Source organism: Collinsella sp. 1033st1_E11_1033SCRN_220408 (assembly GCF_039062465.1).
Lineage (GTDB): Bacteria > Actinomycetota > Coriobacteriia > Coriobacteriales > Atopobiaceae > Parolsenella.
The window spans coordinates 44,605-68,982 of record NZ_JBCLNF010000004.1 but is presented as its reverse complement, the minus strand read 5'-3'; the positions used below and the strand labels follow the sequence as shown (position 1 = coordinate 68,982).

23 protein-coding genes, 1 tRNA gene and 1 pseudogene are annotated in these 24,378 nt (G+C 64.5%); 19 read left to right on the top strand and 6 right to left on the bottom strand.

Annotation, left to right across the window (positions count from 1 at the left end):
• The 11 genes and pseudogenes from ABCN07_RS04885 to ABCN07_RS04835 all read left to right on the top strand — a co-directional run bounded on the left by ABCN07_RS04885 (position 1) and on the right by ABCN07_RS04835 (position 8,570).
• Positions 1-1,347, top strand: a complete 1,347-nt coding sequence (locus ABCN07_RS04885) for an ATPase, T2SS/T4P/T4SS family (RefSeq protein WP_343005642.1) — start codon at positions 1-3, stop codon at positions 1,345-1,347.
• Positions 1,326-2,261, top strand: a complete 936-nt coding sequence (locus tag ABCN07_RS04880) for a type II secretion system F family protein (protein WP_343005641.1) — start codon at positions 1,326-1,328, stop codon at positions 2,259-2,261. Before ABCN07_RS04885 ends, ABCN07_RS04880 begins: the two co-directional genes overlap by 22 nt.
• A gap of 113 nt (positions 2,262-2,374) precedes the next feature.
• A complete protein-coding gene (locus tag ABCN07_RS04875) occupies positions 2,375-2,869 on the top strand; it encodes a type II secretion system F family protein (RefSeq protein WP_343005640.1) in 495 nt (164 codons plus the stop codon).
• A 99-nt stretch (positions 2,870-2,968) separates the two neighbouring features.
• Positions 2,969-3,157, top strand: coding sequence for a hypothetical protein (locus ABCN07_RS04870; protein ID WP_330029049.1), 189 nt, complete (start codon positions 2,969-2,971; stop codon positions 3,155-3,157).
• 148 nt (positions 3,158-3,305) lie between these two features.
• Positions 3,306-3,752 (top strand): hypothetical protein, encoded by a 447-nt coding sequence (locus ABCN07_RS04865; protein WP_343005639.1) that lies wholly within the window; start codon positions 3,306-3,308, stop codon positions 3,750-3,752.
• A 46-nt stretch (positions 3,753-3,798) separates the two neighbouring features.
• Positions 3,799-3,996: a hypothetical protein gene (locus ABCN07_RS04860; RefSeq protein ID WP_343005742.1), complete on the top strand. Its 198-nt coding sequence runs from the start codon at positions 3,799-3,801 to the stop codon at positions 3,994-3,996.
• Positions 3,920-4,120, top strand: a pseudogene (locus ABCN07_RS04855) (TadE/TadG family type IV pilus assembly protein); the annotation flags it as partial. The gene ABCN07_RS04860 and the pseudogene ABCN07_RS04855, both read left to right, overlap by 77 nt.
• Before the next feature lie 12 nt (positions 4,121-4,132).
• Positions 4,133-4,456, top strand: a complete 324-nt coding sequence (locus ABCN07_RS04850; RefSeq protein WP_343005741.1) for a hypothetical protein — start codon at positions 4,133-4,135, stop codon at positions 4,454-4,456.
• Positions 4,431-6,566, top strand: a complete 2,136-nt coding sequence (locus tag ABCN07_RS04845) for a hypothetical protein (RefSeq protein ID WP_343005638.1) — start codon at positions 4,431-4,433, stop codon at positions 6,564-6,566. Before ABCN07_RS04850 ends, ABCN07_RS04845 begins: the two co-directional genes overlap by 26 nt.
• Positions 6,567-6,709: 143 nt before the next feature.
• Positions 6,710-7,165, top strand: coding sequence for a hypothetical protein (locus ABCN07_RS04840; RefSeq protein WP_343005637.1), 456 nt, complete (start codon positions 6,710-6,712; stop codon positions 7,163-7,165).
• 1,329 nt (positions 7,166-8,494) lie between these two features.
• Positions 8,495-8,570 (top strand) — tRNA-Phe (locus ABCN07_RS04835).
• A gap of 371 nt (positions 8,571-8,941) precedes the next feature.
• Here the strand turns inward: ABCN07_RS04835 and ABCN07_RS04830 are convergent.
• Both ABCN07_RS04830 and ABCN07_RS04825 read right to left on the bottom strand, forming a co-directional pair.
• On the bottom strand, positions 8,942-9,571 hold the full coding sequence (locus ABCN07_RS04830; RefSeq protein ID WP_343005636.1) for a response regulator transcription factor: 630 nt from the start codon (positions 9,569-9,571) through the stop codon (positions 8,942-8,944).
• Positions 9,568-10,728, bottom strand: coding sequence for a histidine kinase (locus tag ABCN07_RS04825; protein WP_343005635.1), 1,161 nt, complete (start codon positions 10,726-10,728; stop codon positions 9,568-9,570). Before ABCN07_RS04825 ends, ABCN07_RS04830 begins: the two co-directional genes overlap by 4 nt.
• Positions 10,729-11,011: 283 nt before the next feature.
• Here ABCN07_RS04825 and ABCN07_RS04820 point away from each other — a divergent pair, with 283 nt between their 5' ends.
• The 5 genes from ABCN07_RS04820 (at position 11,012) to ABCN07_RS04800 (ending at position 15,909) form a co-directional block, all read left to right on the top strand.
• The gene (locus tag ABCN07_RS04820) at positions 11,012-11,950 is read left to right on the top strand and encodes an ABC transporter ATP-binding protein (RefSeq protein ID WP_343005634.1); all 939 of its coding nucleotides are present in this window, start codon (positions 11,012-11,014) and stop codon (positions 11,948-11,950) included.
• 9 nt (positions 11,951-11,959) lie between these two features.
• The gene (locus tag ABCN07_RS04815) at positions 11,960-13,162 is read left to right on the top strand and encodes an ABC transporter permease (protein WP_343005633.1); all 1,203 of its coding nucleotides are present in this window, start codon (positions 11,960-11,962) and stop codon (positions 13,160-13,162) included.
• Entirely contained in the window at positions 13,149-14,342 is a 1,194-nt protein-coding gene (locus ABCN07_RS04810; protein WP_343005632.1) for an ABC transporter permease, read from the top strand. The genes ABCN07_RS04815 and ABCN07_RS04810 overlap by 14 nt, the downstream gene beginning before the upstream one ends.
• Positions 14,343-14,451: 109 nt before the next feature.
• Positions 14,452-15,546, top strand: coding sequence for a glycerol dehydrogenase (locus ABCN07_RS04805; RefSeq protein ID WP_343005631.1), 1,095 nt, complete (start codon positions 14,452-14,454; stop codon positions 15,544-15,546).
• Between the two features lie 72 nt (positions 15,547-15,618).
• On the top strand, positions 15,619-15,909 hold the full coding sequence (locus ABCN07_RS04800; protein ID WP_293835524.1) for a PTS sugar transporter subunit IIB: 291 nt from the start codon (positions 15,619-15,621) through the stop codon (positions 15,907-15,909).
• Between the two features lie 172 nt (positions 15,910-16,081).
• Here ABCN07_RS04800 and ABCN07_RS04795 read toward each other — a convergent pair whose 3' ends face one another.
• From ABCN07_RS04795 to ABCN07_RS04785, 3 genes are all read right to left on the bottom strand, one after another.
• On the bottom strand, positions 16,082-16,756 hold the full coding sequence (locus tag ABCN07_RS04795) for a TIGR00266 family protein (RefSeq protein WP_343005630.1): 675 nt from the start codon (positions 16,754-16,756) through the stop codon (positions 16,082-16,084).
• A gap of 352 nt (positions 16,757-17,108) precedes the next feature.
• Positions 17,109-18,278: a lactaldehyde reductase gene (fucO, locus tag ABCN07_RS04790; RefSeq protein ID WP_343005629.1), complete on the bottom strand. Its 1,170-nt coding sequence runs from the start codon at positions 18,276-18,278 to the stop codon at positions 17,109-17,111.
• Positions 18,279-18,519: 241 nt separating this feature from the next.
• The gene (locus ABCN07_RS04785; RefSeq protein ID WP_343005628.1) at positions 18,520-19,416 is read right to left on the bottom strand and encodes an SDR family oxidoreductase; all 897 of its coding nucleotides are present in this window, start codon (positions 19,414-19,416) and stop codon (positions 18,520-18,522) included.
• A gap of 222 nt (positions 19,417-19,638) precedes the next feature.
• Between ABCN07_RS04785 and ABCN07_RS04780 the strand changes: the two genes are divergently transcribed.
• The 3 genes from ABCN07_RS04780 to ABCN07_RS04770 all read left to right on the top strand — a co-directional run bounded on the left by ABCN07_RS04780 (position 19,639) and on the right by ABCN07_RS04770 (position 23,217).
• Positions 19,639-20,535, top strand: coding sequence for an SIS domain-containing protein (locus ABCN07_RS04780; protein ID WP_293814246.1), 897 nt, complete (start codon positions 19,639-19,641; stop codon positions 20,533-20,535).
• A gap of 258 nt (positions 20,536-20,793) precedes the next feature.
• Positions 20,794-22,518 carry a phospho-sugar mutase gene (locus ABCN07_RS04775; RefSeq protein ID WP_343005627.1) on the top strand — a complete coding sequence of 575 codons (1,725 nt, stop codon included), beginning with the start codon at positions 20,794-20,796 and terminating at the stop codon, positions 22,516-22,518.
• A gap of 291 nt (positions 22,519-22,809) precedes the next feature.
• The gene (locus ABCN07_RS04770) at positions 22,810-23,217 is read left to right on the top strand and encodes a GtrA family protein (RefSeq protein WP_343005626.1); all 408 of its coding nucleotides are present in this window, start codon (positions 22,810-22,812) and stop codon (positions 23,215-23,217) included.
• Between the two features lie 141 nt (positions 23,218-23,358).
• On the opposite strand, the gene ABCN07_RS04765 is transcribed toward ABCN07_RS04770, so the two are convergent.
• On the bottom strand, positions 23,359-24,324 hold the full coding sequence (locus tag ABCN07_RS04765; RefSeq protein ID WP_343005625.1) for a glycosyltransferase family 2 protein: 966 nt from the start codon (positions 24,322-24,324) through the stop codon (positions 23,359-23,361).
• Between the last annotated feature and the right edge of the window lie 54 nt (positions 24,325-24,378).

Genomic DNA, 24,378 nt, shown 5'->3' with positions numbered 1-24,378 from the left:
ATGGGCGTCCTCGAGCGCGTTCGCGAGTCCGCGACGGATGCTGAAGCCGTCGCTTCGCCTATCAGGGGCGAGGTTTCAGTTGCCGCGGCGGCCCCGGTCGAGGTTCGTGCTGCGCTCAAGCGTGCCCTCGTGGACAGGCTCGGTTTGCGGGAGATGGCCTCGCTTGTCTCCTCAGGAGACGTGGTGCGAGCGCGCGACGAGCTCTCCGTGGCATGCGTGGCGGCGATCAATGCCGGCGAGGTTGTCGGTGCGGAGGCGTTTGATGTCGAGGCGCTCGTCCGCGAAGTGATTGACGAGGTCCTTGGTCTCGGGCCGCTTCAGCCGCTGCTTGATGACGACTCGATCACGGAGGTCATGGTGAACGGATGCCGCTCGCTCTACTTCGAGCGCGACGGCAAGCTCGAGCAGGCTGAACGAGTCTTCGATTCGCCCGAGCAGATCATGCTCGCCATCGATCGCATCCTGGCACCGCTTGGCAGGCGACTCGATGACGCGAACCCCATCGTGAACGCGCGCCTCTCGAATGGCTTTCGCGTAAACGCTGTGATCTCGCCCGTGGCGATGGAGGGTCCCGCGCTCACGATTCGCAAGTTCTCGGGTGCGATTCGCTCCCTGCCGAGTCTTGTGGGGCTTGGGTCTCTTCCCGCCTGGTACGCACGCCTTCTCGGGTGGGCCGTGCGCCTCAGGTGCGATATCGCCGTGGCGGGAGGCACGGGCTCGGGGAAAACGACGCTCCTGAATGCCCTGTCTGCCGAGATCGACCCACGCGAACGCATTGTGACGATTGAGGACTCCGCCGAGCTCCACTTCGAGGAGGGGCTTCACGTGGTGAGGCTCGAGGCGAGGGATGCCTCTATCGAGGGGACGGGTGCCGTGAGCATCCGAACGCTTGTCACGAATGCCTTGCGAATGAGGCCGGATCGCATCGTCGTGGGAGAGGTGCGCGGCGAGGAGTGCATCGACATGCTCCAGGCCATGAACACGGGCCATGACGGAAGCCTTACCACGCTACACGCCGGCACGGCGCGGGAGGCGGTGAGCAGGCTCGTCCTTATGGCGCGCTTTGGAATGGACCTCCCGGCGGCGCTGATCGAGGAACAGGTTGCTACGGCGCTCGACCTGATTGTGATGTCGAGGCGCATGCCGGACGGCTCGCGCGTGGTGTCCTCGACATGCGAGGTCGGGCGCGACGAGGCGGGAGGGGTGGCCCTCCGCGAGCTTGTGTCCTTCGATTCGGCGACGCGTTCGTGGCAGCTTGTCGAGGTGCCTCGCTTTGTTGAGAGAGCCGTGCGTGAGGGCCTGTTGGGTGAGGGAGAGGTGGTCGAATGGCGTGGGCAGGTGCCGTAGGGTGCGGCATGCTCGCAGCCCTGGCTGCGTGGTTGCTATGCGCTGCGAGGGGCGTTGCCAGGCGTCCGGGCGGGGAAGAGGGCTACGTGCGGGCTGTCGCGGCGTCTGCGCTTGGCTCGCTGGGCGCCACGCGGCCGGTGACGCTCCTCTCTCGAATCGAGAGCTGGCGTATCGCGGCGGACGAACTCGCACTTGACGATGCTCTCGCGGGAATTGTGCGCGGACGCGAGGCGGGCCTCGCGCTCCTCGTCTGCATCGTTGCTTCGTCCGCCCTTGCCGGGCTTGTTTGCGCTCGCTCTGTCGTTGGTCTTGTCGTGGGGCTTGGCTGCGCACTTGCGGGCGTGCCCGCTTGGGCGCGCTCGCGGACGGGCCTGCGCGAGCGCGAGCTTGCCCGCCAGGTTCCGGAGACGTTTCGCTCCCTCGCTGGTGCGATGGCGGCGGGAAGGACCCTATCGCAGGCCATCGCCTACGTGGGGTCACGAGGTGACGGCCCGCTTTATCGGGAGTTCTCCCGAGCCTCGCTTGCGGTTTCGTGTGGGGTGGGTGCGGCGGAGGCGGTCGAGGAGATCGCCCAGCGCACCCAGGCACCGGGTGTGTCGCTCATGGTCTGCGCCCTCGTAGTCTCCTCGCGCACAGGGGCTCCGCTCCAGGGGCTTTTCGCGCGCTCGGCTCGGCTCGTGGAGGAGCGCTTCGAGCTCGAGCGGGAGCTCATCGCCAAGACCGCACAGGTGAGGCTCTCTGCAAGGGTGGTGAGCGCGCTGCCGGCCTGCATGGTTGGTGCCCTGGCGCTGATTTCGCCGGACTTTAGGCTCGGTCTTGCAACGCCGGTGGGTTGTGGTTGCGTGTGCGCGGCGGTGCTTCTCGACGCCATTGCCCTCCTTGTTATCCGGCGGCTCATGAGGAGCGTGATGTGATGGCTGGCGGGTTTGCGGTGGGAGTCGCAACTTGTCTGGCGGCATGGCTCGCGCTTGGCGGGGAGAGGGGCGAAGGCGCTCCGAAGTTTGATGCCAAGGCGCTGCTGCGGCACATGCCCAGGATCCGGAAGGCTCTCGAGCGTGAGGGGTCGGCGCGAGTGACGCGTGCCTGCGAGAGGCAGATGCCGGAGTTTCTCGACATCCTTGGCCTGGGATTGTCCGCGGGCCTTTCCTTCGATGCATCGCTCGCGCTGTTCTGCGATCGCAGGGATTGCGAGCTCTCGAGGGAGGTCCGGGCGGCGATGCTCTCGTGGCAGATGGGCATGGAAGGGCGCTCTGAGGCGCTCTCCTCCCTCTCCGCCCGCTTGGGGTCGCCCTCTTTCGAGGGGTTCTGCTCGGCCGCGACGGAGGCACTTTCGTTTGGCGCCCCGCTTGCGCAGGTGCTCGAGCGTCAGGCCGCCTCGATCAGGCAAGAGCAGAGGTCGCGGGTGCAGGAACGCATCGAGAAGGTTCCGGTGAAGATGCTCGTCCCCCTGGGGACGCTCGTGGTTCCGGCGATGTTGCTGGCGATATTGGGGCCGTTGCTGTCGGCGGCCCTGGCAGGTTGAGCGGCGATGCCGCTCGGATTGGAGGCTGAGATGGCTATTGGGGTTGCTGGTCTGGCTGTTGGGCGGATTCGAGATGCGGTTTGCCGCGCGAAGACGGGCTTGTTCTTGAGGGTGCGCTTGCCCGTGCGATCGCGCGAGCTCGCTAGGGAGGAGCTGGGTCAGGGGACGACGGAGTACGCGATTCTCGTTGGCGTGCTGGTCCTGATGGCGATAGTTGCCGTCGTAGCGTTCAGAGGCAGGCTCCAAGAGCTCTGGACCGAGATCACCGATGGCATCAACTCGCTTTAGGCGCTCGCTGCGACGTCGGATGAAGGTGGTGCTGCTCGGCCTCTTTGGCGTTCTGTTGGTGGTCTTGGTCTGCGGGTACCTCGCCCTGGGTGCGAGAGGGGGCGTTGCCGGGCCAAGCTCGGCTGAAAGTGCGGATGGAGGGGGTGGTTTGGCCTCACCGGTCGAGACGCTGCCTTGGACGGGCGGAGCGTCCTCCCTGCCTCTGCCAGATGGGGGCGACGCCAATTTGGGTGTCCCCTCTGGTCTCGAGAGCCTCGGCGATCTCGCTTTCTCTGCTCCCTCTTCTACCTCTGTGCGCGAGGTCGACCTTGGCGTGGCTGAGACGGCAAGAGAGGTTCTAGGAGAGTACTGTTCTCAGGGCGAGGTGGTGCTTGCCCATGCCGGTTGGATTGATCTGGTTGGTCGGACGTGGGGCTGTGTGGTGCGTGGTCCGAGCTGGTCCGAGCTGTGCCTCGTCTGCGAGGCGGGCGAGGGGAGCCGGGTGACGACGGTGCGGATGGAGGTCGCGGAATGGAGGGATTCCCATGCGGCAACGGCGACGGAGGGAGAGGCGGAGACGGAGGAGGCTGCGGGCGAGAGCGAGGGGTCTGGCTAGGAAACCGACGGAACCGCCCAAGAGCGGCCACGAGCGGGCGTCTCTCGTGCACGAGTGTCGAGGACAGTCGACGGTCGAGTATGTGCTCGTGCTCTCGGCCTTCCTTGCGATGTTGCTCGTCCTTGGTGCCGTTTGGAAGGCCGTGGGCGCGGGAGGCCTCGCGCGCCTTGGGGAGTCTGCTTCGTCGCATTCTGTTTCGGGCGAGGGGATGCTCGGCGGCATGCGGGACATCGTTCTGTTCTGAGGCGTTAGGGCAGGCAAGTGTCGAGGCCGCAACGTTCATTCCGGTGATCATGCTGCTCCTCGCGCTATTGCTGCAGCCGGCATTCTTGCTCTATACGCGATCGGTCATGCAGCAGGCGGCGGCTGAGGGGGTGCGTGTGCTGGCCACGAGAGAGGTGGGAGGTGCGGGTGACGACGCCGCGTGCGAGGCGTATGTCAAAAGACGCCTTCGCGCGGTACCTGACGTCGCGGCGTTCCATACCGGCGAATGGGAGGTCGAGCTCTCGGGAGATTCGATGTCGCATGAGGTGCGCGTGGGCGTTGAGGGCCGCTTGCGCCCGCTTCCGTTGCTTGGCGTGCTGGCCCAGATGCTCGGCGAGCCTGATGGCGACGAGGTGGTGCTGCGCGTCGAGGTGACGGGAGGGACTCGTCCGGATTGGTTGGAGGGAGGTTACGGTGAGTGGGTCACGATGTGGGACTGACGGGCGGAGCGAGTACGGAGACGCTCCGGCGAGGGAAGATTCCCACGCGTCCTGCTGCGAGCCAAAGAGAGACGTTGCGAGCCTCGAGCTGGGCATCGGTGCTTTTGTCGACGACGAGGGCGGCTACACCTCCGTCGCGGTGGCGCTCGCCCTTCTCGTGAGCCTGTCTCTCGTGTGCTCGCTCGTCTCGGTCGCATGGGTGCAGAACCGTTCTGCGGATGTTCAGTCTACGGCGGATGCCGCCGCGCTTGCCGGTGCGAACGTGGTGGCAGCGTATTCAACTGTGGCGACGACGCTTGATGCGTGCGTGCTCACTCTGGGTCTTGCGGGCATGGTCACGTTGGGCGCCGGCCTCGTGGTCTCCGCCGTTCCCGGCCTCTCCGCGGTGGGCGCCGAGACCGTTGCGGCGGGCGTGAAAATGCTTGATGCGCGTAGGGGGTTCGCCATGTCGGCGGCACGCGGCCTCGAGGCAGTCGAGAAGACGCTGCCTTTGGCGATCGCTGCCCGCTCTGCCGCTGTCGTGGAGGCGAACGAGGGCGAGGGTTCCTCTTACGTTGGTTGCGCGATTCCCTTTCCCCAAGAATCTCAGAGCGACTTCTCCGCGCTCGAATCTGACGTCACGGGAGACGAGATAGCCGAAGTGGCGGATCATCTGCAGGATGCGTCAGACCGAGCCAAGGATGCTCAGGACCGTCTTGACGAGGCTCTGCGTGAGGGTTGGCTTGCCGATTGTGGCGGAGAGCCCATGAACATGCGCGAGCGGGCGGATGGTCTTGCCGGCCTCTTGGTGACGGAGAACCCGTACTATCCCTCGCCGGAGAGCTGGACGTTTGGCGTCCCGCTCTTGCGTTCGCGCAGTTACTACGCGAGGCGTGCCGCCATCGAAGTGCCCGCTGGACAGGGAATCAGATACCTCACTGACTCCGAGTGTAGGCTGGCGTTCTATGAGTACGCGTTGTCTGAGATGGAGGCTGGCTACTATCTGGAGCTTCCGGATGGATCAGTCGATATCGACCTCCCGAGCCTCCCCAAGAACACCGGCGAGATGCAAGGCACGCGTCTTTACACGGATGCCCGCTGGCCCTGCACGCAGGAGGGGGGACGCGCCACACTTCACTCAACCCTGCGGTGTCCCGGGGCTCAGGGTGCGTCCGCCGGCGAGGCGTCTCTGTCGCAACTTGATGCGGGCACCGTTGCGCGGTGTCCCACCTGCCAGATGAGCTCGGCGGATATGGGCAAGGTTGCCGCCGCGTCGACGAGCATAGATAACGGCTATGAGTACTACTGGGCTCGTGTGGTCGCGGCTTCGCTCGATTACGAGGCCGCCGCCGACGATCTTGCTGCCGCCGAAGCTGAGATGAGGGACTATGCGGACGAGGGCGCGTCAGCCTTCGAGGAAGCGCTCGAGACCCTCGCGTCGCCGCGTCTCAAGATCTGCCCGCCGGGAGCGTGGGGCTGCGTCGCCGTGGTAGGAAGGGGCGAGGGAGACCTGCCGGATTCCCTAACGAACGGTTTCAGCGCGCCCCTCGCCGTTTCGACCGGCGCCGCCATATCCGCAGCCACGCTCGCGCCGGATTCTGACGCCGATGGTAATGATGTCCTTACGCGGTTCCTCGAGGCTTTGGGCGATGACATCGGTTGGGGGTGCGCTGGCGTACTCGGCGGGATCGGCGAGTTGTGGGCGGGGCTCTTGCGAGGCTATGGCTCGAGCGCGGATGGTTTGTCAGACGCGGCGAGCGAGGCTCTCTCAGGCTTGAGCGGCACGCTGCTTGGACCGGTTGCCTCCTGGTTGAACGATAGGTTGTCGGAAATCGTAAGGGCCGTGGGTTTTGAGCCGGCAGACCTGCGACTTCGCAAGCCGGTTCTTACCAACTCCCAGAACGTGTTTGACCGAGCGGGCTTTGGACAGGTAGCGAACGCGCGAGAACTCATCGAGCGTCTGCCGGATGCTGGCGATCCCGCCTCGATTGCGAGGGCGCTCGGTCAGGTAATCGTCAACGAGCTTGGTGGTGGTCCCTATGCGATTGCGGAGCTGCCAATACCTGGGACGGATATCACGGTGCCGCTCACGATCGATGTCGGCGCTCTTCTGGGAGCTGATTCGTCATGAGGGGGCATGGGGGTGCCAAGGGACACGCGGTCTTTGGTAAGCGTGCGAGTTCCGGTAGACACGTGAGTCAAGCGCGGCGCGCCGGCTCCGGTAAGCGGGCGGACGTGGCGTTGCACATGGGCGCTGGACGGTACGGAAGCTTCGTGTTTCGCGAGTCGAGCGGGCAGATGGCCGTCGAGCTGGCCGTTCTCATCCCCGTCATTGTCGCCTGCGCGCTCGTGGTGGTGAACGTCATGCACTATGCCGAGCTCTGCGCTCGCTTCGATAGAGTTGCGCCGGATGCGGTGCTTGCCCACGGGGTGTCGCCTTCGGGGGCTACGAGCTCGTTTGCTGGCGTTGACGAGGTGAGGAGCGCCATCGAGCGCGGCATGAGTCCCTTGGCGTGCGAGGTGGAGGTGTCCGTCGAGGACCTGATGGAAGGCGCCTCCGGCGCGCTTCTCGACCTTTCCGCGGGAACGACGCGTTTTACCTGCACGCTCGTGTTCCGGCCGTGGCCCTCGTCCGTCTCCATTGCGGGCGTGGGATATCAGATTCCCGCTTTGGTCAGACACGAACGGGAGATCGTCGTAGATAGGTACCGCGCGGCGATCATCACGTGAGGAGGGCGGATGTGAAGGGCGAATTAGTCGAGGTGGCTTTCGAGGGCGGCGAGCGCGAGGTCGTGGTCGCTCGGGCGGAGGTGCTCCGGAGTTGGTGGAGGCGTGCTCGGGGTCTATTGGGGACGCGTTTGGACTCGGGCGCCAGGTGCGTGCTGCTCACTCCGTGCGCGTCGGTCCATACCTTTGGGATGCGTTATGCAATCGACGTGGCGTTGGTGGGCGAATCCGGCGAGGTTCTCGGCTCGTGGCGAGGGCTCCGGCCGGGGAGGCTCGTGCGAGTCCGTGGCGCGTGCCATGCGCTCGAGAGACCGAGTATGCCGGGGCCCTGGCCCTGCGTGGGACAGCAACTGGGGATTCGAATCGTTGATGAGGAGATTTGAGGGGAGAAGCGATGTCTGGGATGCAGATGACAGGTATGGGCGAGGGGAGAGGGTATGGGAGTGCAACTGGGCGTTCAAGCGCGAACGATGAGGTAGGTGTTACGAAGACGTGCCCACGATGCGGGGCCGTGCTCTTTTCGGACATGAACAGGTGCTACGGATGTCTCTATGACTTTCCGGAGCAGGCTCCCGAGGTTGGCCTTATGACGCTCGACGAGCCTTGGGAGAACGTTGACGAGCCTTGGGGGTCGCTTGACGGGCTTTGGGCTGAGGGTGAGGCCGCCGGTGGTGGGGCGCCGCCAAGTGCTGACAAACGCGATGCGGCGCTTGAGGAACCCGTGAGTATGCCGGATGTCGCGCCGGGCGTCGAGGAAGGCGCCGAGGGGGAGTCTCGAGCTGGGGCTTCCGAATCCCTGGGAGCTCAACCGCCATCTGGCGCTACTCCCGGCGCGTCTTATGTTCGCCGGGTTTCGTCTCGCCACGGATCGCCTGCGGGTGCCACTTCCCCGGCATCCGTCGTCCCCGCCTCCCCGGCATCCGAGGTCCCCGCTTCTCCGGTGCTTTCGGCATCCGTCGTCCCAGCTTCTCCGGCATCCGTTGCCCCTGCTTCTCCGGCATCCGTTGCCCCTGCTTCTCCGGCTCCTTCGCACGTTGTGGTGCCGTCGGTATCCGACGCCGCCCAGAAGCCTGTCGCGTTTGTCCGCGGGGTGCCTTGCGTGAGGATCCAGACCCCGGTGTCGACGGTCGTCGTAGAGGTTGACGGAAGCAACGTCACTATCAGGCAGGAGCCTCTTGGGGACGGCGAGAGGCGACCGAAGGCGTGTGGCTGAGACGGGGCGCTTGCCGGTGGCCTGACCAATTTCAAACTTTTCCAAAAAAGTCGCTTGACCGAGGTTTGCTATTTGATATAGTTAACGAGCTCGAAGCGCGAGTGGAGAGCAACATATTCGGCTGGGTAGCTCAGTTGGTAGAGCAGGGGACTGAAAATCCCCGTGTCAGGGGTTCGATTCCCTTCCCCGCCACCAGAAAAGATGCAGGTCGGAGGCCATAAGCTTCCGGCCTGTTTTCTTTTGCTTCGTAGCGTCTTTCGCCGCTGGGAAATGGCTCGTCCCGAGAGCCTGTCGTCCTGCGTTGCACCTTCTTTTGCTCACCAAGTCCACCTTCGCCAAACCCACCTCTTGTAAGGAATTGGGCCCGTTTCTGCCGCCAATCCCTTACAAGAGGTGTGTTCTGGTGGACGCGCCGCCCGTTTCTGCCGCCAATCCCTTACAAGAGGTGGGCTCCGGCGGGCAAGAGGTGGGCTCCGGCGGGCAAGAGGTGGGTTCCGGCAAGCGACGCCGCCCGTTTCTGCCGCCAATCCCTTACGAGAGGTGGGTTCCGGCGAGTGACGCCGCGCCTACGCCTTCAGGTATGCGATCGCAATCTGCGTGCGGTTGCGCAGGCCCAGCTTGGCGAGGATCGAACTGATGTGGTTGCGCACCGTGCCCTCGCCCATGTAGGCGGTGGCGGCGATCTCCTTGTTGTCGAGGCCCTCGGCAATCAGGCGAACCACCTCGAACTCGCGGTCAGTGAGTGTGGCGAAGGCGCCGGTCCGTTCGTGCGACTCCGCCTCCTCGACGCCAGCGGAGAAATCCACGCTGTCTGCGGGCTTTCCCTCGAGCACGCGCTTGCCCTCCATGACCTGGGCGAGCGCTGGCGGGATGGCCTGCACGTCCGTCTTGATGAGGTATCCGCGCGCGCCGAGCTTCAAAGCCGCGACGATATACTCGTCATCCGAGAAGGTCGTGAGGAACACGACGCGCGCCGCCGGGTCCTCGACAAGGATTTCTCGGGCGGCGGAGAGCCCGTCGCGTTCCGGCATCTGGATGTCGAGCAGCGCCACATCGGGCGCAAGCTCGCGGAACAGCCTCACGGCGTCATTGCCGGATGACCCAAGGCCCACCACTTCGATGTCAGGCTGCGCGCCTAGGATGATCTTGAGCGAATCGCAGACCAGTTTGTCGTCGTCGACGATGATGATCCTCATGTTGCGCTAACCCTCTCCTTGGGAATCGATGCGAACACGCGCCAGCCGGTTGAGTCACGTCTCGGTCCTGCCGAGAAGGACCCGCCGAGTGCCTCGACGCGCTCGCGCATGGATGCGAGGCCCATGCCGCCGCTCGTGTGGAATTGGCCGGAAATCACCGTCTGATCTGCCGATACGCCGTATCCGTCACCTGCCGACGCGCGATGCCCGCGATCTGCCGGAACGCCTGTCACGGCGACAGGCGCCACCATACCGCCTCTCGTCCCTCCGTCGTTAAGCACAGACAGCTGCCACAGCGCCGGGCGCTCGAGGCAACGCACCTCGATTCTTCCCGCGCGCCCATGGCGCAGCGCGTTCGACATGGCCTCGCGCATCACGGCGAGAAGGCAAGTCCCCACGTTTGCGGGCACGTGTTCGCAGGAGACCTCGACCGCCACTCTCACGCTCGAGCCGCGCATGATGGCGTCGGCTACCTTATGGGCCTGAAGCCCGAGGTCAGACGAATCGTCGTGGAGGTCATGCACGCTCGCGCGGACAAGCGAGAGGGCTTCGTCTACGGTACGGCCGACGCTCTGGAAGTCTGCTGCCGCGGCGGGGTCCGTCTCGTGGACGATGGCCAGCGCATCCGTCTGGAGTTTGGCGCGCGTGAGTTGGTGACCAACGTTGTCGTGGATCTCGCGGGCGATGCGGGCACGCTCGGCGAGGGTCGCCACCTGCACCTCGTAGTCCTGTCGCTCGAGGAGGTCGCGGTTTTTCGCCTCCAGCAGTAGCGTGCGCTCCTGAAGGTCGTCGCGAACGGTGGCGTTGCGAGCGTACTCGCGCTCGACCTGCGTGGTGCGGACGGAGAGCAACGTCGCGGCGAACGCGAACACGGTGGAGAGCGCGATCGTCTCTGCCGATAGGTTGCCTGAGCAAAGGTGTGCGGCGAGCGCGATCATGAAGAGCACCGCGCGTCCAAGCAACGGCGAGGGACTCTCGCGGTCGAACCCCCGCGCGGCATCGTAGAGCGCGAGCGGGGCGAAGGGGACGAGCGCGGGCACGAAGATCGAGGCGGCAATGAATGCGAGCGATGCAATCCCGCTTCCGCGCAGCTGGGCGCTATCGCGTAGCGTTTCGACACACGCGCTCAAGGCGACGGAGAGGCAAAGCGCTGCCACCAGCTCCGCGTCGATTGGAAGTCGCGAGCGCCGACGAGGCAGCAGGTGAGCACAATGAGCTTGTCGAATAGTCTGTTCATGGGGCCATTGTATGCGTGTACGTAGAGCGCGCATCTCTCCAAGCGCCTCTCGTGACAAAACTCCTGCGGGAGGAAGGCTGCAAAACCTGACAAAGGGACTGTCCCTTTGTCAGCTCTTGCGGGTGGTGACAATTATCACTGTTGCCCGGGCGGGGCTGGCCGTACGATGCAGGCAATGGAAAAACCGTCCGAAGGGTGAACTGATGAGCGACATCGTTCGCGTCGAGAATCTCGTCAAGCGCTATGGCGACCTTCTCGCGCTCGACCACTTCAACCTCCGCATCGCCAAAGGCGAGATATTTGGCCTCCTTGGCCCCAATGGAAGCGGCAAGACCACGTCGATCAACTGCATCCTGCAGCTGCTGACCTACGACAAGGGCCATATCGAGCTCTTCGGCGAGCCCATGGAACCCACGCGCTATGACCTCAAGCGCAGGATCGGCGTGGTGCCGCAGCAGGTGGCCGTTTTTGACGAGCTTACGGTGCGAGAGAACATCGACTACTTCTGCAGCCTCTACGTGGCCGACCGCGCCCGTCGCTGCGCCCTCGTGGACGAGGCGATCGAGTTCGTTGGCCTTGGCGACTACGTCAAGTTCCGCCCCGCCAAGCTCTCCGGCGGCCTTGCCAGGCGTCTGAACATCGCCTGCGGCATCGCCCATAAGCCCGAGCTCATCTTCTTCGACGAGCCCACGGTCGCCGTGGATCCCCAGAGCAGGAACTCGATTCTCGACGGCATCTGCCGCCTGCGCGACGAGGGCGCCACGGTGGTCTACACGAGCCACTATATGGAGGAGGTCGAGCAGATCTGTTCCCGCATCATGATCATGGACGGGGGCCGTACCCTCGCCGAGGGCACGAACGACGAGCTCAAGCGCATGATCTCGATGGGGGAGAAGGTCGTGATCGATGCGGCCGAGCTCGCCGATGACGTCCTTGCCAGCGTTCGCGCGCTGCCGCACGTGCTTTCCGCGAGCTACGCCGCCGGCGCGCTCACCTGCTCCTGCGAGGCGTACCCACACAATCTCACGGATATCCTCGATGCGCTCCGGGCGCGGGGCGTCGCGCTTGGCCGTATCTACTCCGAACCCCCGACGCTCAACGACGTCTTCCTCGAAATCACCGGCCGCGAGCTGCGCGATTAGGAGGCCGTGATGCTATCGACGATAAAAGCGACCATCCTGGCGAACGCCCGCAAGCCAAGCATGTGGATCTGGACCTTGCTCTTCCCCATCATCCTCTCGACGATGTTCATCTTCATGTTCTCGAGCCTCAAGAACTCCCAGAGCGTTGACCCCGTGCCGGTCGCCGTGGTCGAGGACGATGCTTGGGAGACCTCGGGCTTCTCGCAGGTCGTGGACGCGCTGAATGCCGAGGGCGATGGTCGCCTGCTCGATGTCCGTCCCGTCTCCTCCGTCGAGGAAGGCGAGCGCCTCCTCGATTCAGGCGAGGTGTTTGGCGTCTACTCGGCCGACCCGGACCTCGAGGCCTATGGAAGCCCCAAGGTCATCCTGGGTGCTGGGTCTTCGAACACCGACGGCACCGCCGAGAAGAGCGTCAACCGCTCGATTCTGGAGACGGTCGCGAGCTCATACACCCAGACCTCGGCGCTCGTGGAAGCCGCCTTCGAGAACGATCCGGGCCTGATTGCCGATTCAAGCGCCATCCAGGACGTCCTTGGCATATCGGGCGAGGTCAAGCGCATCTCCCTCACGCGCTCGACACCTGACGACACGGTGCGCTTCTATTATGCCCTCTTGGGTATGGCGGCTCTGTTTTCGGCGCAGGTCGCGATGGGGGCGATGGTCGACGCCGCAGGCGACCTCTCGCCATTGGGTGCGAGACGCTGCGTGGGAGGTCAGAGCCGCCTCGCCACCCTCGCATCGACGCTCGTTGCCTGTTGGACCATGGCTCTTGTCAACCTGACGCTGGTCTTCGCCTTCGTGCGCTTCGTCGCGGGCGTCGACTTTGCCGGGCGAGAGGGACTTGCTCTTCTCGGCATCGCCGCGGCTTCGTTCCTCTCGATAGGTCTTGGCATGTTTGTGGCGGTACTGCCCCTGCGCGGAGGAAAGGGCCCGCGAGACGGGCTCCTCACCTTGCTGACATGCTTGGGCGCCTTGTTTGCGGGCCTCTACGGCATGCCTGCCATGGCCCTTGCGGACGAGGTGGCGCGCGCGTTCCCCGCCGAGGCGTGGCTCAATCCCTCCAAGCTCATATCGGACATGTTCACGAGCCTCTATTTCTACGAGGACCTGACGCCATTCTTTGCACGCGCCGCCGCGTGCGTCGCGTTTGCCCTCGCGCTTCTCCTCGTCGCCACCCTTGTCTTTAGGAGGCAGCGTTATGAGCACCTTTAAGGCCGCGCTGCGCGTAGTTGCCGCTCACCCGCTCTACCTCACGATATATGCCCTCGTCATCTCGCTCATGGGCGCCTTCATCGTGCTCGCGAGCTCGGCATCCGCCTCTTCGGAGCCTGCGGAGTACGAGCCCTATGCGGCCGAGGTCGCCATTGTGGACCGCGATGGCTCTCCACTCTCGCAGGCGTTCGCCCGGCACATGGGCGATCTATATACGCTCGTCGACGTTGCGGACGAGCCCTGCGAGCTCCAGGATGCCGTTGCGACCGGCCGGGCGGATTGCGTCTTCATCGTGCCCCAAGGCTTTGGGGACGAGCTCGTCCGTGCCGCTCGCGCCGGGGATGACCTCCCCCAGATCGAGGAGGCCTATGGCGTGAGCACGCAGGCTTCTGCGCTCTCTGGCGTCGAGGCGGCGCGTTTCTCAACGCTGGCGGGGTCTGCTGCGGCGCTTGACGGGGGAGCTGGGCTCGAGGAAGTGGCCGCCATGGCGCTCTCCGCGGCTGCCGAGCGAGCCGACGTCGAGGTTCACGCTGCCCCGTCCTCAGGCGGTCTTGCGGCGGATAGCGTCAAGCTCTACCTGCAGTTTGGCTCGTATGCGATCACATCCTCCGTCATCGTATGCGTAGGGCTCGTGTTCTCGGCGATGTCGCGGCCCGAGCTCGAGCGGCGCCTGGGGACGGGCCCTCAGAGCCCCGCCGCGCGTGATGCCGCCGTGTTTGCAAGCTGCCTTGTCTTGACGCTCGCGGTGTGCGGTCTGAGCAGTCTCGTGGGCGCCATAGCTCTGCGCGCCTGCATCGCTTCTCTGCCTGCGTCGCACGTGGCCCTTGCGTTTGTCGCCAACTTCGCGTTTGGCCTCGTGCCCCTGTCCATTGCGTACCTCTGCACGAGCTTTGGCGCGCGCGAGGAAGTGCTCAACGCCGTTGGCAACATCTTTGGCATGGTGATGAGCTTCTTGGGCGGCGCCTGGATCCCGCTGTCGTTCATGGGTGCGGGCGTTGTCGCGGCAGCCCATTTCGCCCCGACGTTCTGGACCAACCAGGCGATTGCCGCCGTGCTCGACGCCGAGGTGCTCACGCCTGCCGTTATGGGCTCCTATTTCACGAGCGTGGGGATCACGCTGCTGTTCGCGGTGGCCTTCGCCGCCGTGGGCCTCTCCGTCGCTCGCGGGCGTCGCGCGTAAGCCGCGCACCCATCGAGAGCGTACCCAACGCTTACCGAAGGCCTGTCTTTTCCTGTCGGTATCTCCTGTAAAGTCAGTAGGAATTGTGAGTGCAAACAAAGGGGGATACATGTCCAAGATCTTCAATAGTCCCAGCAAGTACATCCAGGGTCCGAACGAGCTCGCGAAGCTCGGCACGTACGTGGCGCCGCTTGGCAAGAAGGCTCTCGTCATCAACACGCCCTCCGGCGTCAAGCGCGTGGGCGACAAGGTCGCCGGCAGCTTCGAGGGCGTCGACGCCGAGGCCGTCTACGAAGACTTCAACGGCGAGTGCTCTGAGGGCGAGGTCAACCGTCTCGTCGAGGTCGCCCGTGCCAATGGCTGTGACGTCGTGGCGGGCATCGGCGGTGGCAAGACGCTCGACACCGCTAAGGCCACGGCCTACTACCTCGGCGCTCCCGTGGTGATCTGCCCCACGATCGCCAGCTCGGACGCTCCGTGCAGCGCACTCTCCGTCCTCTACACGGATGACGGCCAGTTCGACCGCTACCTGTTCCTCCCGGCCAACCCCAACATCGTCCTCATGGACACCACGGTCATCGCCGCGAGCCCCGTGCGCCTCACGGTCTCTGGCATGGGCGACGCGCTGGCAACCTACTTCGAGGCCCAGGCCACGCACGATGCCGACGGCGACACCTGTGCTGGCGGCAAGGGCGGTCTCGCTGCCCTCTCCCTCGCGCGCCTTTGCTATGACACCCTCATGGAGGACGGCGTGAAGGCCAAGGTCGCCCTCGAGGCCGGTGCCCTCACGCCCGCTGTCGAGCACATCATCGAGGCGAACACGCTGCTCTCCGGCATCGGCTTCGAGAGCTCGGGTCTTGCTGCCGCGCATGCCATCCACAACGGCCTCACGCTCCTGCCGGAGTGCCACGGCATGTACCACGGCGAGAAGGTCGCCTTCGGCACGCTCGCGCAGCTCGTCCTCGCCGACGCCGACATGGATCAGCTTGAGGAGGTCCTCGGTTTCTGCATTGAGGTTGGCCTGCCTGTGACGCTCGAGGAGCTGGGCGTCGAGGAAGTCACGCGCGAGAAGGTCATGCCCGTTGCCGAGGCTGCGTGCGCGCCGGGCGACACCATGGGCAACATGCCGTTCGACGTGACGCCTGACATGGTCGCCGATGCCATCCTCGGTGCCGATGCGCTAGGCCACTATTATCTTGACTAGGCGCCAAGACGCGTAGGAAAGATTGGGCGCGCTGGCCATAGGACTAGCGCGCCTTTTTTCAGGGAGGATGGCATGGAGATCAAGTCGATCATGTGTTGCTGCGGCGGAGGCGTGGGCAGCTCCTTCATGGTGCAGCTCAACGTGCAGAGCCTGCTCAAGAAGCACGGCATCGAGGGCGTGAGCGTCGACCACGTCTCCGTGTCCGAGATCTCCATGGTGCCGGTCGACCTCTATGTGGTGGGGAGCGATCTCGCGCCGTTCCTGAAGGACAAGCCCCGCGTCATCGAGCTGGACAATATCGTGTCCATGCCGGAACTCGAGGAGAAGCTCCTCGCCGCCTTCGAGAAGGCACGGAACGAATAGGGTGTCGAAACGCGAGAGAACGCGGAACGAATGGCGCGACGAGATGCGAGGCGACGCGTTAAAACATGAGGAGGGCCGACGTGGTGTCCGCGTCGGCCCTCCCTTTTATGTGGTGCTCTGTGCCGTTGCTGACGCTGTCGTTGTCATCGCGCGTCGACAGCGGTTCCGTCCGCTAGTTCCCGCTTGAGACCATCGGAGCGATTGCCGCGGCGAGGCTTGAGATGGGCATCGTCTGGAGCCAGATGCGGCCTGGGCCGGTGAGCACGGTGTTGAACATGCCCTCGCCGCCGAGGAGGATGTTCTTGGCACCCTTAACCATCTGGGCCTCGATGGAAACGCTCTCCTCGAAGCCGGCGACGTTGCCGGTGTCGACGACCATCTGCTGGCCGGCCGCGAGCTGGTACTCGACCAGGTCGCCGTCAATCTCCGCAAAGGCGATGCCGTTGCCGGTGAGCTTCTGCATGATGAAGCCCTCGCCGCCGAAAATGCCGGTCTTGGCGCTCTTGTTGAAGTGGGTGCTGAGCTCGACGCCGCGCTCCGCGGCCAGGAACGCCCGCTTCTGGAGGATCCAGCTCTGACCGGGGGTAATCTGGATCGGCATGATGCGGCCGGGGAAGCTCGAGCCGAAGGCGATCATCGCGTTGCCGCGAGCGGTCCAGATGTTCTGGAACAGGCTCTCGCCGGAAACGGCCTTAGAGAACATCTTGCCGATGCCGCCGCCTGTGGTGCTCATCTCCATGTTGGGCGTCATCCAGACCATGGAGCCGCCCTCGGTGATCATGGACTCGCCGTCCGCGAGGGTGCACGTGACGACCGGGAAGGTCCCTCCGATGATGTTGTACTGCATGGTGAGCTCCTCTCTTCCCCTGGGGGAGTAGGCCTGATGTGGGATATGGCGAGCGCGCGGCCTCGCGCGGCCAACGCCGCGCCCGCCCTCTGCGAAAAGGATACAGGCAGCTTCGTCGCGTCCGTGGGCGGAGCGCCGGGTCATCGGCGGGCGGGGCGCGCTACCGCCGACGTGGGACTCGCGGCCAACCGAGCGCCGTGCTTTGGGACATTCGGACCGAACCTCTCGCCCGGGCGGGCCGTCAGGCCAGCCTCGCCGCAGTGGCTGGCCCGTCGCCTCGCCTTGCTACAAGAAAAGGGCCCGCCGCCGGATGGCGACGAGCCCATGAGTGCTCAGGGTCTGCGAGTGGCTACTAGGCGCTCGGGCAGATCTTCTTGAAGAGGGCGACGACGTCGTCGTGGTTGGCCTCACGCGGGTTGCCCGGGAAGCAGGCGTCAGCCATGGCATCGGTGGCGAGCTGGTCAATCTCGTCGGCCTTCATGGCCTCGCAGACGTGCGGGATGTTGACGTCGGCGGAGAGCTGCTTGACGGCGGCGATGGCGGCGTCGGCGGCCTCGTCATCGCTCATGCCGGTGGTGTCAACGCCCATGGCGACGGCGACCTCGGCCAGGCGCTTGGTCACGACGGGCTTGTTGAACTCCATCGCGATCGGGAGGAGCATGGCGCAGGCGACGCCGTGCGGGGTGTCATAGTGCGCGGAGAGGGTGTGCGCCATGGAGTGGTCGATGCCCAGGCCCACGTTGGAGAAGCCCATGCCGGCGACGTACTGGCCAAGGGCCATGCCCTCGCGGCCGCTGCCGGGCTTGCCGCTCTTGGCCTCGGCGACGGCGTCGCGGAGGTTCTGGGAGATGAGCTGGATGGCCTTGAAGTGGAACATGTCGGAGAGCTCCCAGGCACCCTTGGTGGTATAGCCCTCGATGGCGTGGGTGAGGGCGTCCATGCCGGTGGCGGCGGTGAGGCCGGCGGGCATGGTGGCCATCATGTCAGGGTCGACGACGGCGACGTCGGGGATGTCGTTGACGTCGACGCAGACGAACTTGCGGACCTTCTCCGGGTCAGTGATGACGTAGTTGATCGTGACCTCGGCAGCGGTGCCGGCGGTGGTGGGAACGGCGATGGTGAAGGTGGCGTGCTTCTTGGTGTCAGCGACGCCCTCGAGGGAGACGACATCGGCGAACTCGGGGTTCTCGACGATGATGCCGATGCCCTTGCAGGTGTCCATGGAGGAGCCGCCGCCGATGGCGATCATCATGTCAGCACCGGAAGCCTTGAAGGCCTCGACGCCGTCCTTGACGTTCTGGATGGTGGGGTTGGGCTTGATCTCGCTGTAGAGGGTCCAGGGGATGCCGGCGGCATCGAGCTGGTCGGTGACCTTGGCGGTGACGCCGAACTTCACGAGGTCGGGGTCGGAGCAAACGAAGGCCTTCTTGTAGCCGCGACGCTGAATCTCGCCGGGAATCTCCTTGATGGCGCCGGCGCCGTGATAGGAGATGTTGTTGAGGACGAAGCGATTGACTGCCATATTTACCCTCCTAGGGTGTTGGTGATCCGGAGCAAGCCCTTGCCGCGGGTCAGCGCGCCCGGCCGTATGCCGTGCTTTTCAAGCAAAAAGGATACCCAGCGTCAAGCGCTTTTAGCGCATCAATTGGGTGAGCGGTAGCAAAATGGAACATCGTTCGTATTAACGAACATCCGTCTCGCGCGGCCGTGGCTGTCTTGTGCGAGAAGCGCGGCGAGTGGCACTGGCTACCGCGTCCGATCGCCTAAAACGGCGCCTTCGTGACGCGATGGAGGCGGATCTCATCGCAGACGGCGTCGGTGCGGTGGCAGAGCAGGTACTCGACCGCGTCCGCCATGTCGTCCGGCACGATCATTGGCGTGCCGACGAGGTCCGGGCGCGTGATGGCGACCATGTCCGTGAGGACTCCGCCAGGCGCGATGACGTGGACGCGGACGCCGTCGTCGTACACCTCGTTCGCGAAGGACTTGGAGAGGCCGTACAGCGCGTGCTTGCTGGCGACGTAGGCACTCTGGTTGGGGTAGCCCTCGTGCGCGACGACCGAGCAGATGTTCACGATCTCCGCCGCCTTCGAGTCGCGGAGGAGCGGGAGCGTCTCGCGCATGAGGATGAACGGCGCGCGGACGTTCGTCGCCATGACGGCGTCAAACTCGTCCGTGGCGACGCCCTCGAGCGGGCCTGCCTGGACGACGGCCGCGTTGTTCACGAGGATGTCGAGGCCACCTTGTTCCTTGAGCGCTTCGACGAGGGCGAGGATGGACGCCTCGTCCTTGAGGTCGCAGGCGTGGACGACGGCGTGGGTGTCGAAGCCCGCCTCAGCCGCTGCCTTATCGCACACCCTCGCCGTCTCGACCAGGCGCGCCTCGGTGCGGCCCACGACCGTGACGGTGCAGCCGAGCGCCGCCAGCCTCTTGGCGATCGCGGCGCCAATGCCCGTGCCCGCTCCCGTGACCAGCGCTCGCTCGCCTTCGATGCTCGTCCTCATACGATTCCCTTTCGTTTGGGTTTTGCGTGCTATCGTGCGTGCTACAGCCCAAGATACAACTGTCTGGCCCTCGTCGCGTCGCCGCGGCGGAACTAACTGAGCCGGGATCCGCTCGCGCTCATCATGTTGCCGAGTCGGGGCCGCGTTCGCGCTCATCTGCGCTCGCCACGTCGCTGCGACGGGGCCTGTCCGCCTTCGTCGGCGCGCGCCATGTCGGGGCACGCCCACCCGCACGCGCTTTCCAATTGTGAAAAATCCGTTTCTCATCTGTCTTGAAAACGAGAAATGCGAGTATCATATGCACGTTAGTTAAGTTGTTAAGTAAGCGGGTACGACCGCTTTCGCAACGACAACGGACGCGACAGAGAGGTGTTTCGCATGGTCAAGGCATTGGTTGTCTGTCGTGCTGGCGTTGGTTCCAGCATGCTGCTCCAGACCAAGATCGAGCAGATCTGTGCCAAGCGTGGCTACAAGATTGAGGTCAACCACGGTAAGCTCGACGACCTCGTCGGCTTCGACGGCGACGTCATCGTTACGATGAGTGACCTCGCCTCGGAGATCGAGGGCAAGTTCCCGCACATCGTGAGCATCTTTGATATCACCAACGAAGAGGAGATTGGTCAGAAGATGGGTGAGTTCATCAACGCCTATGACGGCATGCCTTCCGCTGCCGACGACAAGGCCCGCGTCGATGTCTTCCTGGGTATCATGCAGGAGCAGGTCAAGGCCTTCATTGACAGCATCGACTATGACTCCATCACCGCTGCTAAGCGCCTGATCCAGGATGCCGAGGCCAAGGGTGGTCGCCTGCATGTCACCGGCATCGGCAAGCCCGGCCACGTCTCCGGCTATGCTGCCTCGCTCTTCTCCTCCACTGGCACCCCCACCTACGAGCTTCACGGCACCGAGTGCGTCCATGGCTCCGCTGGCCAGGTCGTGCCGGGTGACGTTGTCATCGCCATCTCCAACTCGGGTAACACCTCCGAGCTCAAGGCCACCGTCACCTGCCTCAAGGGCAACGGCGTGAAGATCATCTCCCTCACCGGCAACCCCGACAGCTGGCTTGCCAAGGAGGGCGACGTCACCCTCATCGCCGGCGTGAAGGAGGAGGGCGACCCGATGAACAAGCCGCCCCGTGCCTCCATCATCGTCGAGATCCTCATGCTCCAGAGCCTGTCCATCCTGCTCCAGGAGGACTTCGGCCTCGACCCGAAGCAGTATGTGAAGTGGCACCCGGGTGGATCCCTCGGTGCTTCCATCCGCGAGGGCAAGTAGCTCGACATTCGGCTTTCGTGCCCAGATGCGTAAGACGCGGCTCCGCGTGAGGGCTGGCGTTCGCTTCGTGACGGCACGGCGCAGTCGAAGAATGTAAGACGAGAGACCCGTGGCGCTAGGGCGGCGCTACGGGTCTCTTTTTCGCCCATCCGCCGACAGGTGTGGTTGCGCGGAGTTCGCCGGGATACACTTGAACAAATGAGTAACGAGCGCCCGACAGTTTCGCTGCCGTGTGCCGAGAAAAAGGGGGAGCACGCAATGGACGACAAGATCGCTGCCGCCGCGCAGCTTTGGAAGGACAACGTCACTGAGCCTGATCTCGCAGCCGAGCTCGACGAGCTCATGGCAGATCCCGATCCCGAGAAGCTCTCGGACGCGTTCTACCGGAGCCTCGCCTTTGGCACCGCGGGCCTGCGCGGCACGCTGGGCGTTGGCACGAACCGCATGAATGTCTACACCGTGTCGCAGGCCAGCCAGGGCCTCGCCACGTACCTCAACGCCCACTACGAGAACCCCACCGTCGCCATCGCGCGTGATTCCCGCAACAAGGGCGAGGACTTCGTGAAGGCCGCCGCCGGCGTTCTCGCCGCCAACGGCATCAAGTCCTACGTCTATCCGCGCATCGAGCCGGTGCCGACGCTCTCCTTCGCTACGCGCGACCTCAAGTGCTCCGCGGGCATCTGCGTCACCGCCAGCCACAACCCGGCGCCGTACAACGGCTACAAGGTCTATGGCGAGGATGGCTGCCAGATCGCGAACGAGGCTGCTGACGAGATTCAGAACACCATCAACGAGACCGACATCTTCACTGGTGTGAAGCACATGGACTTCGACGAGGCAGTGGCCAAGGGACTCGTGGAGTGGACTCCGGACGAGGTCCTCGACCGTTTCATCGACGCCGTTGCGTCCCAGTCCATCGGCGCCAAGCCCAACCCGGATTTCTCCGTTGTCTACACGCCGCTCAACGGCACGGGCATCGAGTGCATGAACAAGATCCTCGCGCGCGTTGGCATCACCAACGTCACCGTGGTTCCCGAGCAGGCCGAGCCGGACGGCAACTTCCCGACCTGCCCCTATCCCAACCCCGAGTTCCGCGAGGCGCTCGAGAAGGGTCTTGAGCTATGCGACAAGGTCCACCCTGACCTTATGCTCGCGACCGATCCTGACGCGGACCGCATGGGCGTCGCCGTGCCGCACGACGGCGACTACAAGCTGCTCACGGGCAACGAGATGGGCATCCTTCTCATCGACTGGCTCGCACGCATGAAGGCCGAGGCGGGCGAGGACGTGAGCCGCAAGGTCGTCGTCACCACGATCGTCTCCACTGCCATGCCGGACGCCCTGGCCAAGCACTATGGCTTCGAGGTCCGTCGCGTGCTGACCGGCTTCAAGAACATCGGCGGCCAGATGGACCAGCTCGTCGAGGCCGGCGAGCCCGAGCGTTTCCTCATGGGCTTCGAGGAGAGCTATGGCTACCTCGTTGGCCTTCACGCTCGCGACAAGGACGCCATCGTGGCGAGCATGCTCACCTGTGAGATGGCCGCTTGGTACGCCGAACGTGGCATGGACCTGTACGAGGCTATGGAGGCCCTCTACCAGGAGTATGGCTACTACCTGAACGGCGTCGTGAACGTGAGCTTCCCGGGTGCCGCCGGTGCTGATAAGATGGCCGCCATCATGAGCGGTCTGCGCGAGAACCCGCCTGCGGAGATTGCCGGCATGCCCGTCGAGGGCTTCGTCGACTACAAGGCCGACGTCGAGATGGCTGTTGCCGGTGGCGATGGTAGCTGCCCCAAGCAGCTGCTTCCCAAGAGCAACGTGCTCGAGTTCCAGCTGGGCGAGGGCGTCAAGGTCATCGTTCGCCCGTCTGGCACCGAGCCGAAGATCAAGGCGTACCTGTTCAGCAACGGCGCCACGCGCGAGGAATCGCAGACGCTTAACGACAAGCTCGCCGAGGTCGCGAAGACGCAGCTCCTGGCATAGCCTGCGTAGACGCTGCCATTCGTCCGCTCGTTGAGCGAACTGTCAAGAAGGCGCGGGACGTCAACATGGCGTTCCGCGCCTTTTCGTTGTTTGGGGAGCTTGAGGGCAGGTATTGGCGGCTCGAATGCTCCTGTTGGGGCTTCAGTTGGTGCCGAGAGTTACGGAAGCCCAGAACGGCGGATCGTCGGATGCAATGACCCGGTGCTTTTCTCCAGATTATGTGAACCGGCGAGCTGCGGGGCTATCCTCTTGAATGAAAAACCGAGTGATATGCGTATTTGGGAGTGTGGCATGAAGGGTCTTATCGAGCAGTTCCTTAAGTTCGGTGTGGTGGGAGCCTTAGCGTTCCTCATCGATTACGGTGTGCTCATGCTGCTCTCCCAGGTCATCGGTATGGATCCGGTCATTTCGGCGAGCATCTCGTTCGTCGTATCCGTGGTGTTCAACTACGTGGCAAGCATGCGCTACGTCTTCACGCGCCGAGACGACATCAGCCGTCGCCGCGAGTTCACGATTTTCGTGATCCTCTCCGCGATTGGCCTTGTCATCAACGAGATTATCATGGTGATTGGCGTGAACGTGCTGGGAGATTCTGCACTTATGGTTACCATCACCAAGCTTGTCGCGACGGCGATCGTCATGGTTTGGAACTTCGTCTCGCGTAAGAAGTGGCTCGACGCCGGCGACTCTGCGGAGTAGGGGTCTGCCCGAGTCGGTCTTGGCCGAGCTAAGGCGCAAGATGTGACGCGCCCGCTGAACTTGTTCTCATGGGAGAGCCGAGTTCAGCGGGCGCGTTTTTTTGTGTGTCGTTGCTGCTATTGGATTGCCTGGCGTCCGCCGCTACTCCTCCTCGTCCTCCCAGGTGCGCTCGGAGATGACGTAGCGGGGCCTGTGCTTGCTCTCGAGGTAGATCTTGCCGACGTACTCGCCGATCACGCCGAGCGACAGCATCTGGACGCCGCCCATGAAGCACACCGCGGCGGTGGTCGACGCCCAGCCGGTGACGGTGGCGCCGGTCGCGTGGGCGACGAGCACCCAGATGATGGCGACGAGGCTCGCGAGGGCCACGGCGAGGCCCGTCCACGTGATCAGGCGGATGGGCTTGACCGAAAGGCTCGTGATGCCGTTGACGGCGAGCGCGAGCATCTTGGAGAGCGGGTAGTGCGACTCGCCGGCCATGCGCTCGTGGCGCTCGTAGTAGACGCTCGTGCTCCTGAAGCCCACGAGCGGCACCATGCCGCGCAGGAACAGGTTGACCTCGCGGAACTCGGCGAGCGCGTCGAGGGCGCGGGCGCCCAGGAGGCGGTAGTCGGCGTGGTTGTAGACGCACTCCACGCCCATCGAGGAGAGCAGGCGGTAGAAGGACTGCGCGGTGAAGCGCTTGAAGAACGTGTCCGTCTCGCGGCTCGAGCGGACGCCGTAGACGACGTCGCAGCCGTCGAGGTAGGCGTCGACCATGGCCTCCATCGTCGCGATGTCGTCCTGGCCGTCGCAGTCGATCGAGATGGTGGCGTCGCAATGTCCGCGCGCCTCCATGAGGCCGCCGAGCAGGGCGTTCTGGTGGCCGCGGTTGCGGGAGAGCGAGCAGCCCCGGAATGCCGGGTCCGACGCCGCCAGGCCCTCGATGAGCTCCCAGGTGCGGTCGCGCGAGCCGTCGTTGACGAGCAGGACGTGGCTCGCGGGGTCGACCTTGCCCTTGGCGACGAGGTCCTCGAGCTCGGCCTTGAACAGGCCGCTCGTGATCGGCAGGACCTCCTCCTCGTTGTAGCAGGGGATGACGATGGCTAGGACTGGCGGCTTGCGCATGGGTGCTCCATAGGTTGCGTGTTGTTGCGGGCGCGGGGTTCGTGCGTCCGACGG

What these genes read in the sequence shown, in the direction of transcription:
- ABCN07_RS04810 (WP_343005632.1), top strand. Translation starts at nt 13,149, where the DNA reads ATGAGCACCTTTAAGGCCGCGCTGCGCGTAGTTGCCGCTCACCCGCTC.
- ABCN07_RS04880 (WP_343005641.1), top strand. Translation starts at nt 1,326, where the DNA reads ATGGCGTGGGCAGGTGCCGTAGGGTGCGGCATGCTCGCAGCCCTGGCT.
- ABCN07_RS04815 (WP_343005633.1), top strand. Translation starts at nt 11,960, where the DNA reads ATGCTATCGACGATAAAAGCGACCATCCTGGCGAACGCCCGCAAGCCA.
- ABCN07_RS04785 (WP_343005628.1), bottom strand. Translation starts at nt 19,416, where the DNA reads ATGAGCGCGAACGCGGCCCCGACTCGGCAACATGATGAGCGCGAGCGG.
- ABCN07_RS04820 (WP_343005634.1), top strand. Translation starts at nt 11,012, where the DNA reads ATGAGCGACATCGTTCGCGTCGAGAATCTCGTCAAGCGCTATGGCGAC.
- ABCN07_RS04775 (WP_343005627.1), top strand. Translation starts at nt 20,794, where the DNA reads ATGGACGACAAGATCGCTGCCGCCGCGCAGCTTTGGAAGGACAACGTC.
- ABCN07_RS04885 (WP_343005642.1), top strand. Translation starts at nt 1, where the DNA reads ATGGGCGTCCTCGAGCGCGTTCGCGAGTCCGCGACGGATGCTGAAGCC.
- fucO (WP_343005629.1), bottom strand. Translation starts at nt 18,278, where the DNA reads ATGGCAGTCAATCGCTTCGTCCTCAACAACATCTCCTATCACGGCGCC.
- ABCN07_RS04800 (WP_293835524.1), top strand. Translation starts at nt 15,619, where the DNA reads ATGGAGATCAAGTCGATCATGTGTTGCTGCGGCGGAGGCGTGGGCAGC.
- ABCN07_RS04830 (WP_343005636.1), bottom strand. Translation starts at nt 9,571, where the DNA reads ATGAGGATCATCATCGTCGACGACGACAAACTGGTCTGCGATTCGCTC.
- ABCN07_RS04805 (WP_343005631.1), top strand. Translation starts at nt 14,452, where the DNA reads ATGTCCAAGATCTTCAATAGTCCCAGCAAGTACATCCAGGGTCCGAAC.
- ABCN07_RS04795 (WP_343005630.1), bottom strand. Translation starts at nt 16,756, where the DNA reads ATGCAGTACAACATCATCGGAGGGACCTTCCCGGTCGTCACGTGCACC.
- ABCN07_RS04770 (WP_343005626.1), top strand. Translation starts at nt 22,810, where the DNA reads ATGAAGGGTCTTATCGAGCAGTTCCTTAAGTTCGGTGTGGTGGGAGCC.
- ABCN07_RS04875 (WP_343005640.1), top strand. Translation starts at nt 2,375, where the DNA reads ATGCCCAGGATCCGGAAGGCTCTCGAGCGTGAGGGGTCGGCGCGAGTG.
- ABCN07_RS04780 (WP_293814246.1), top strand. Translation starts at nt 19,639, where the DNA reads ATGGTCAAGGCATTGGTTGTCTGTCGTGCTGGCGTTGGTTCCAGCATG.
- ABCN07_RS04765 (WP_343005625.1), bottom strand. Translation starts at nt 24,324, where the DNA reads ATGCGCAAGCCGCCAGTCCTAGCCATCGTCATCCCCTGCTACAACGAG.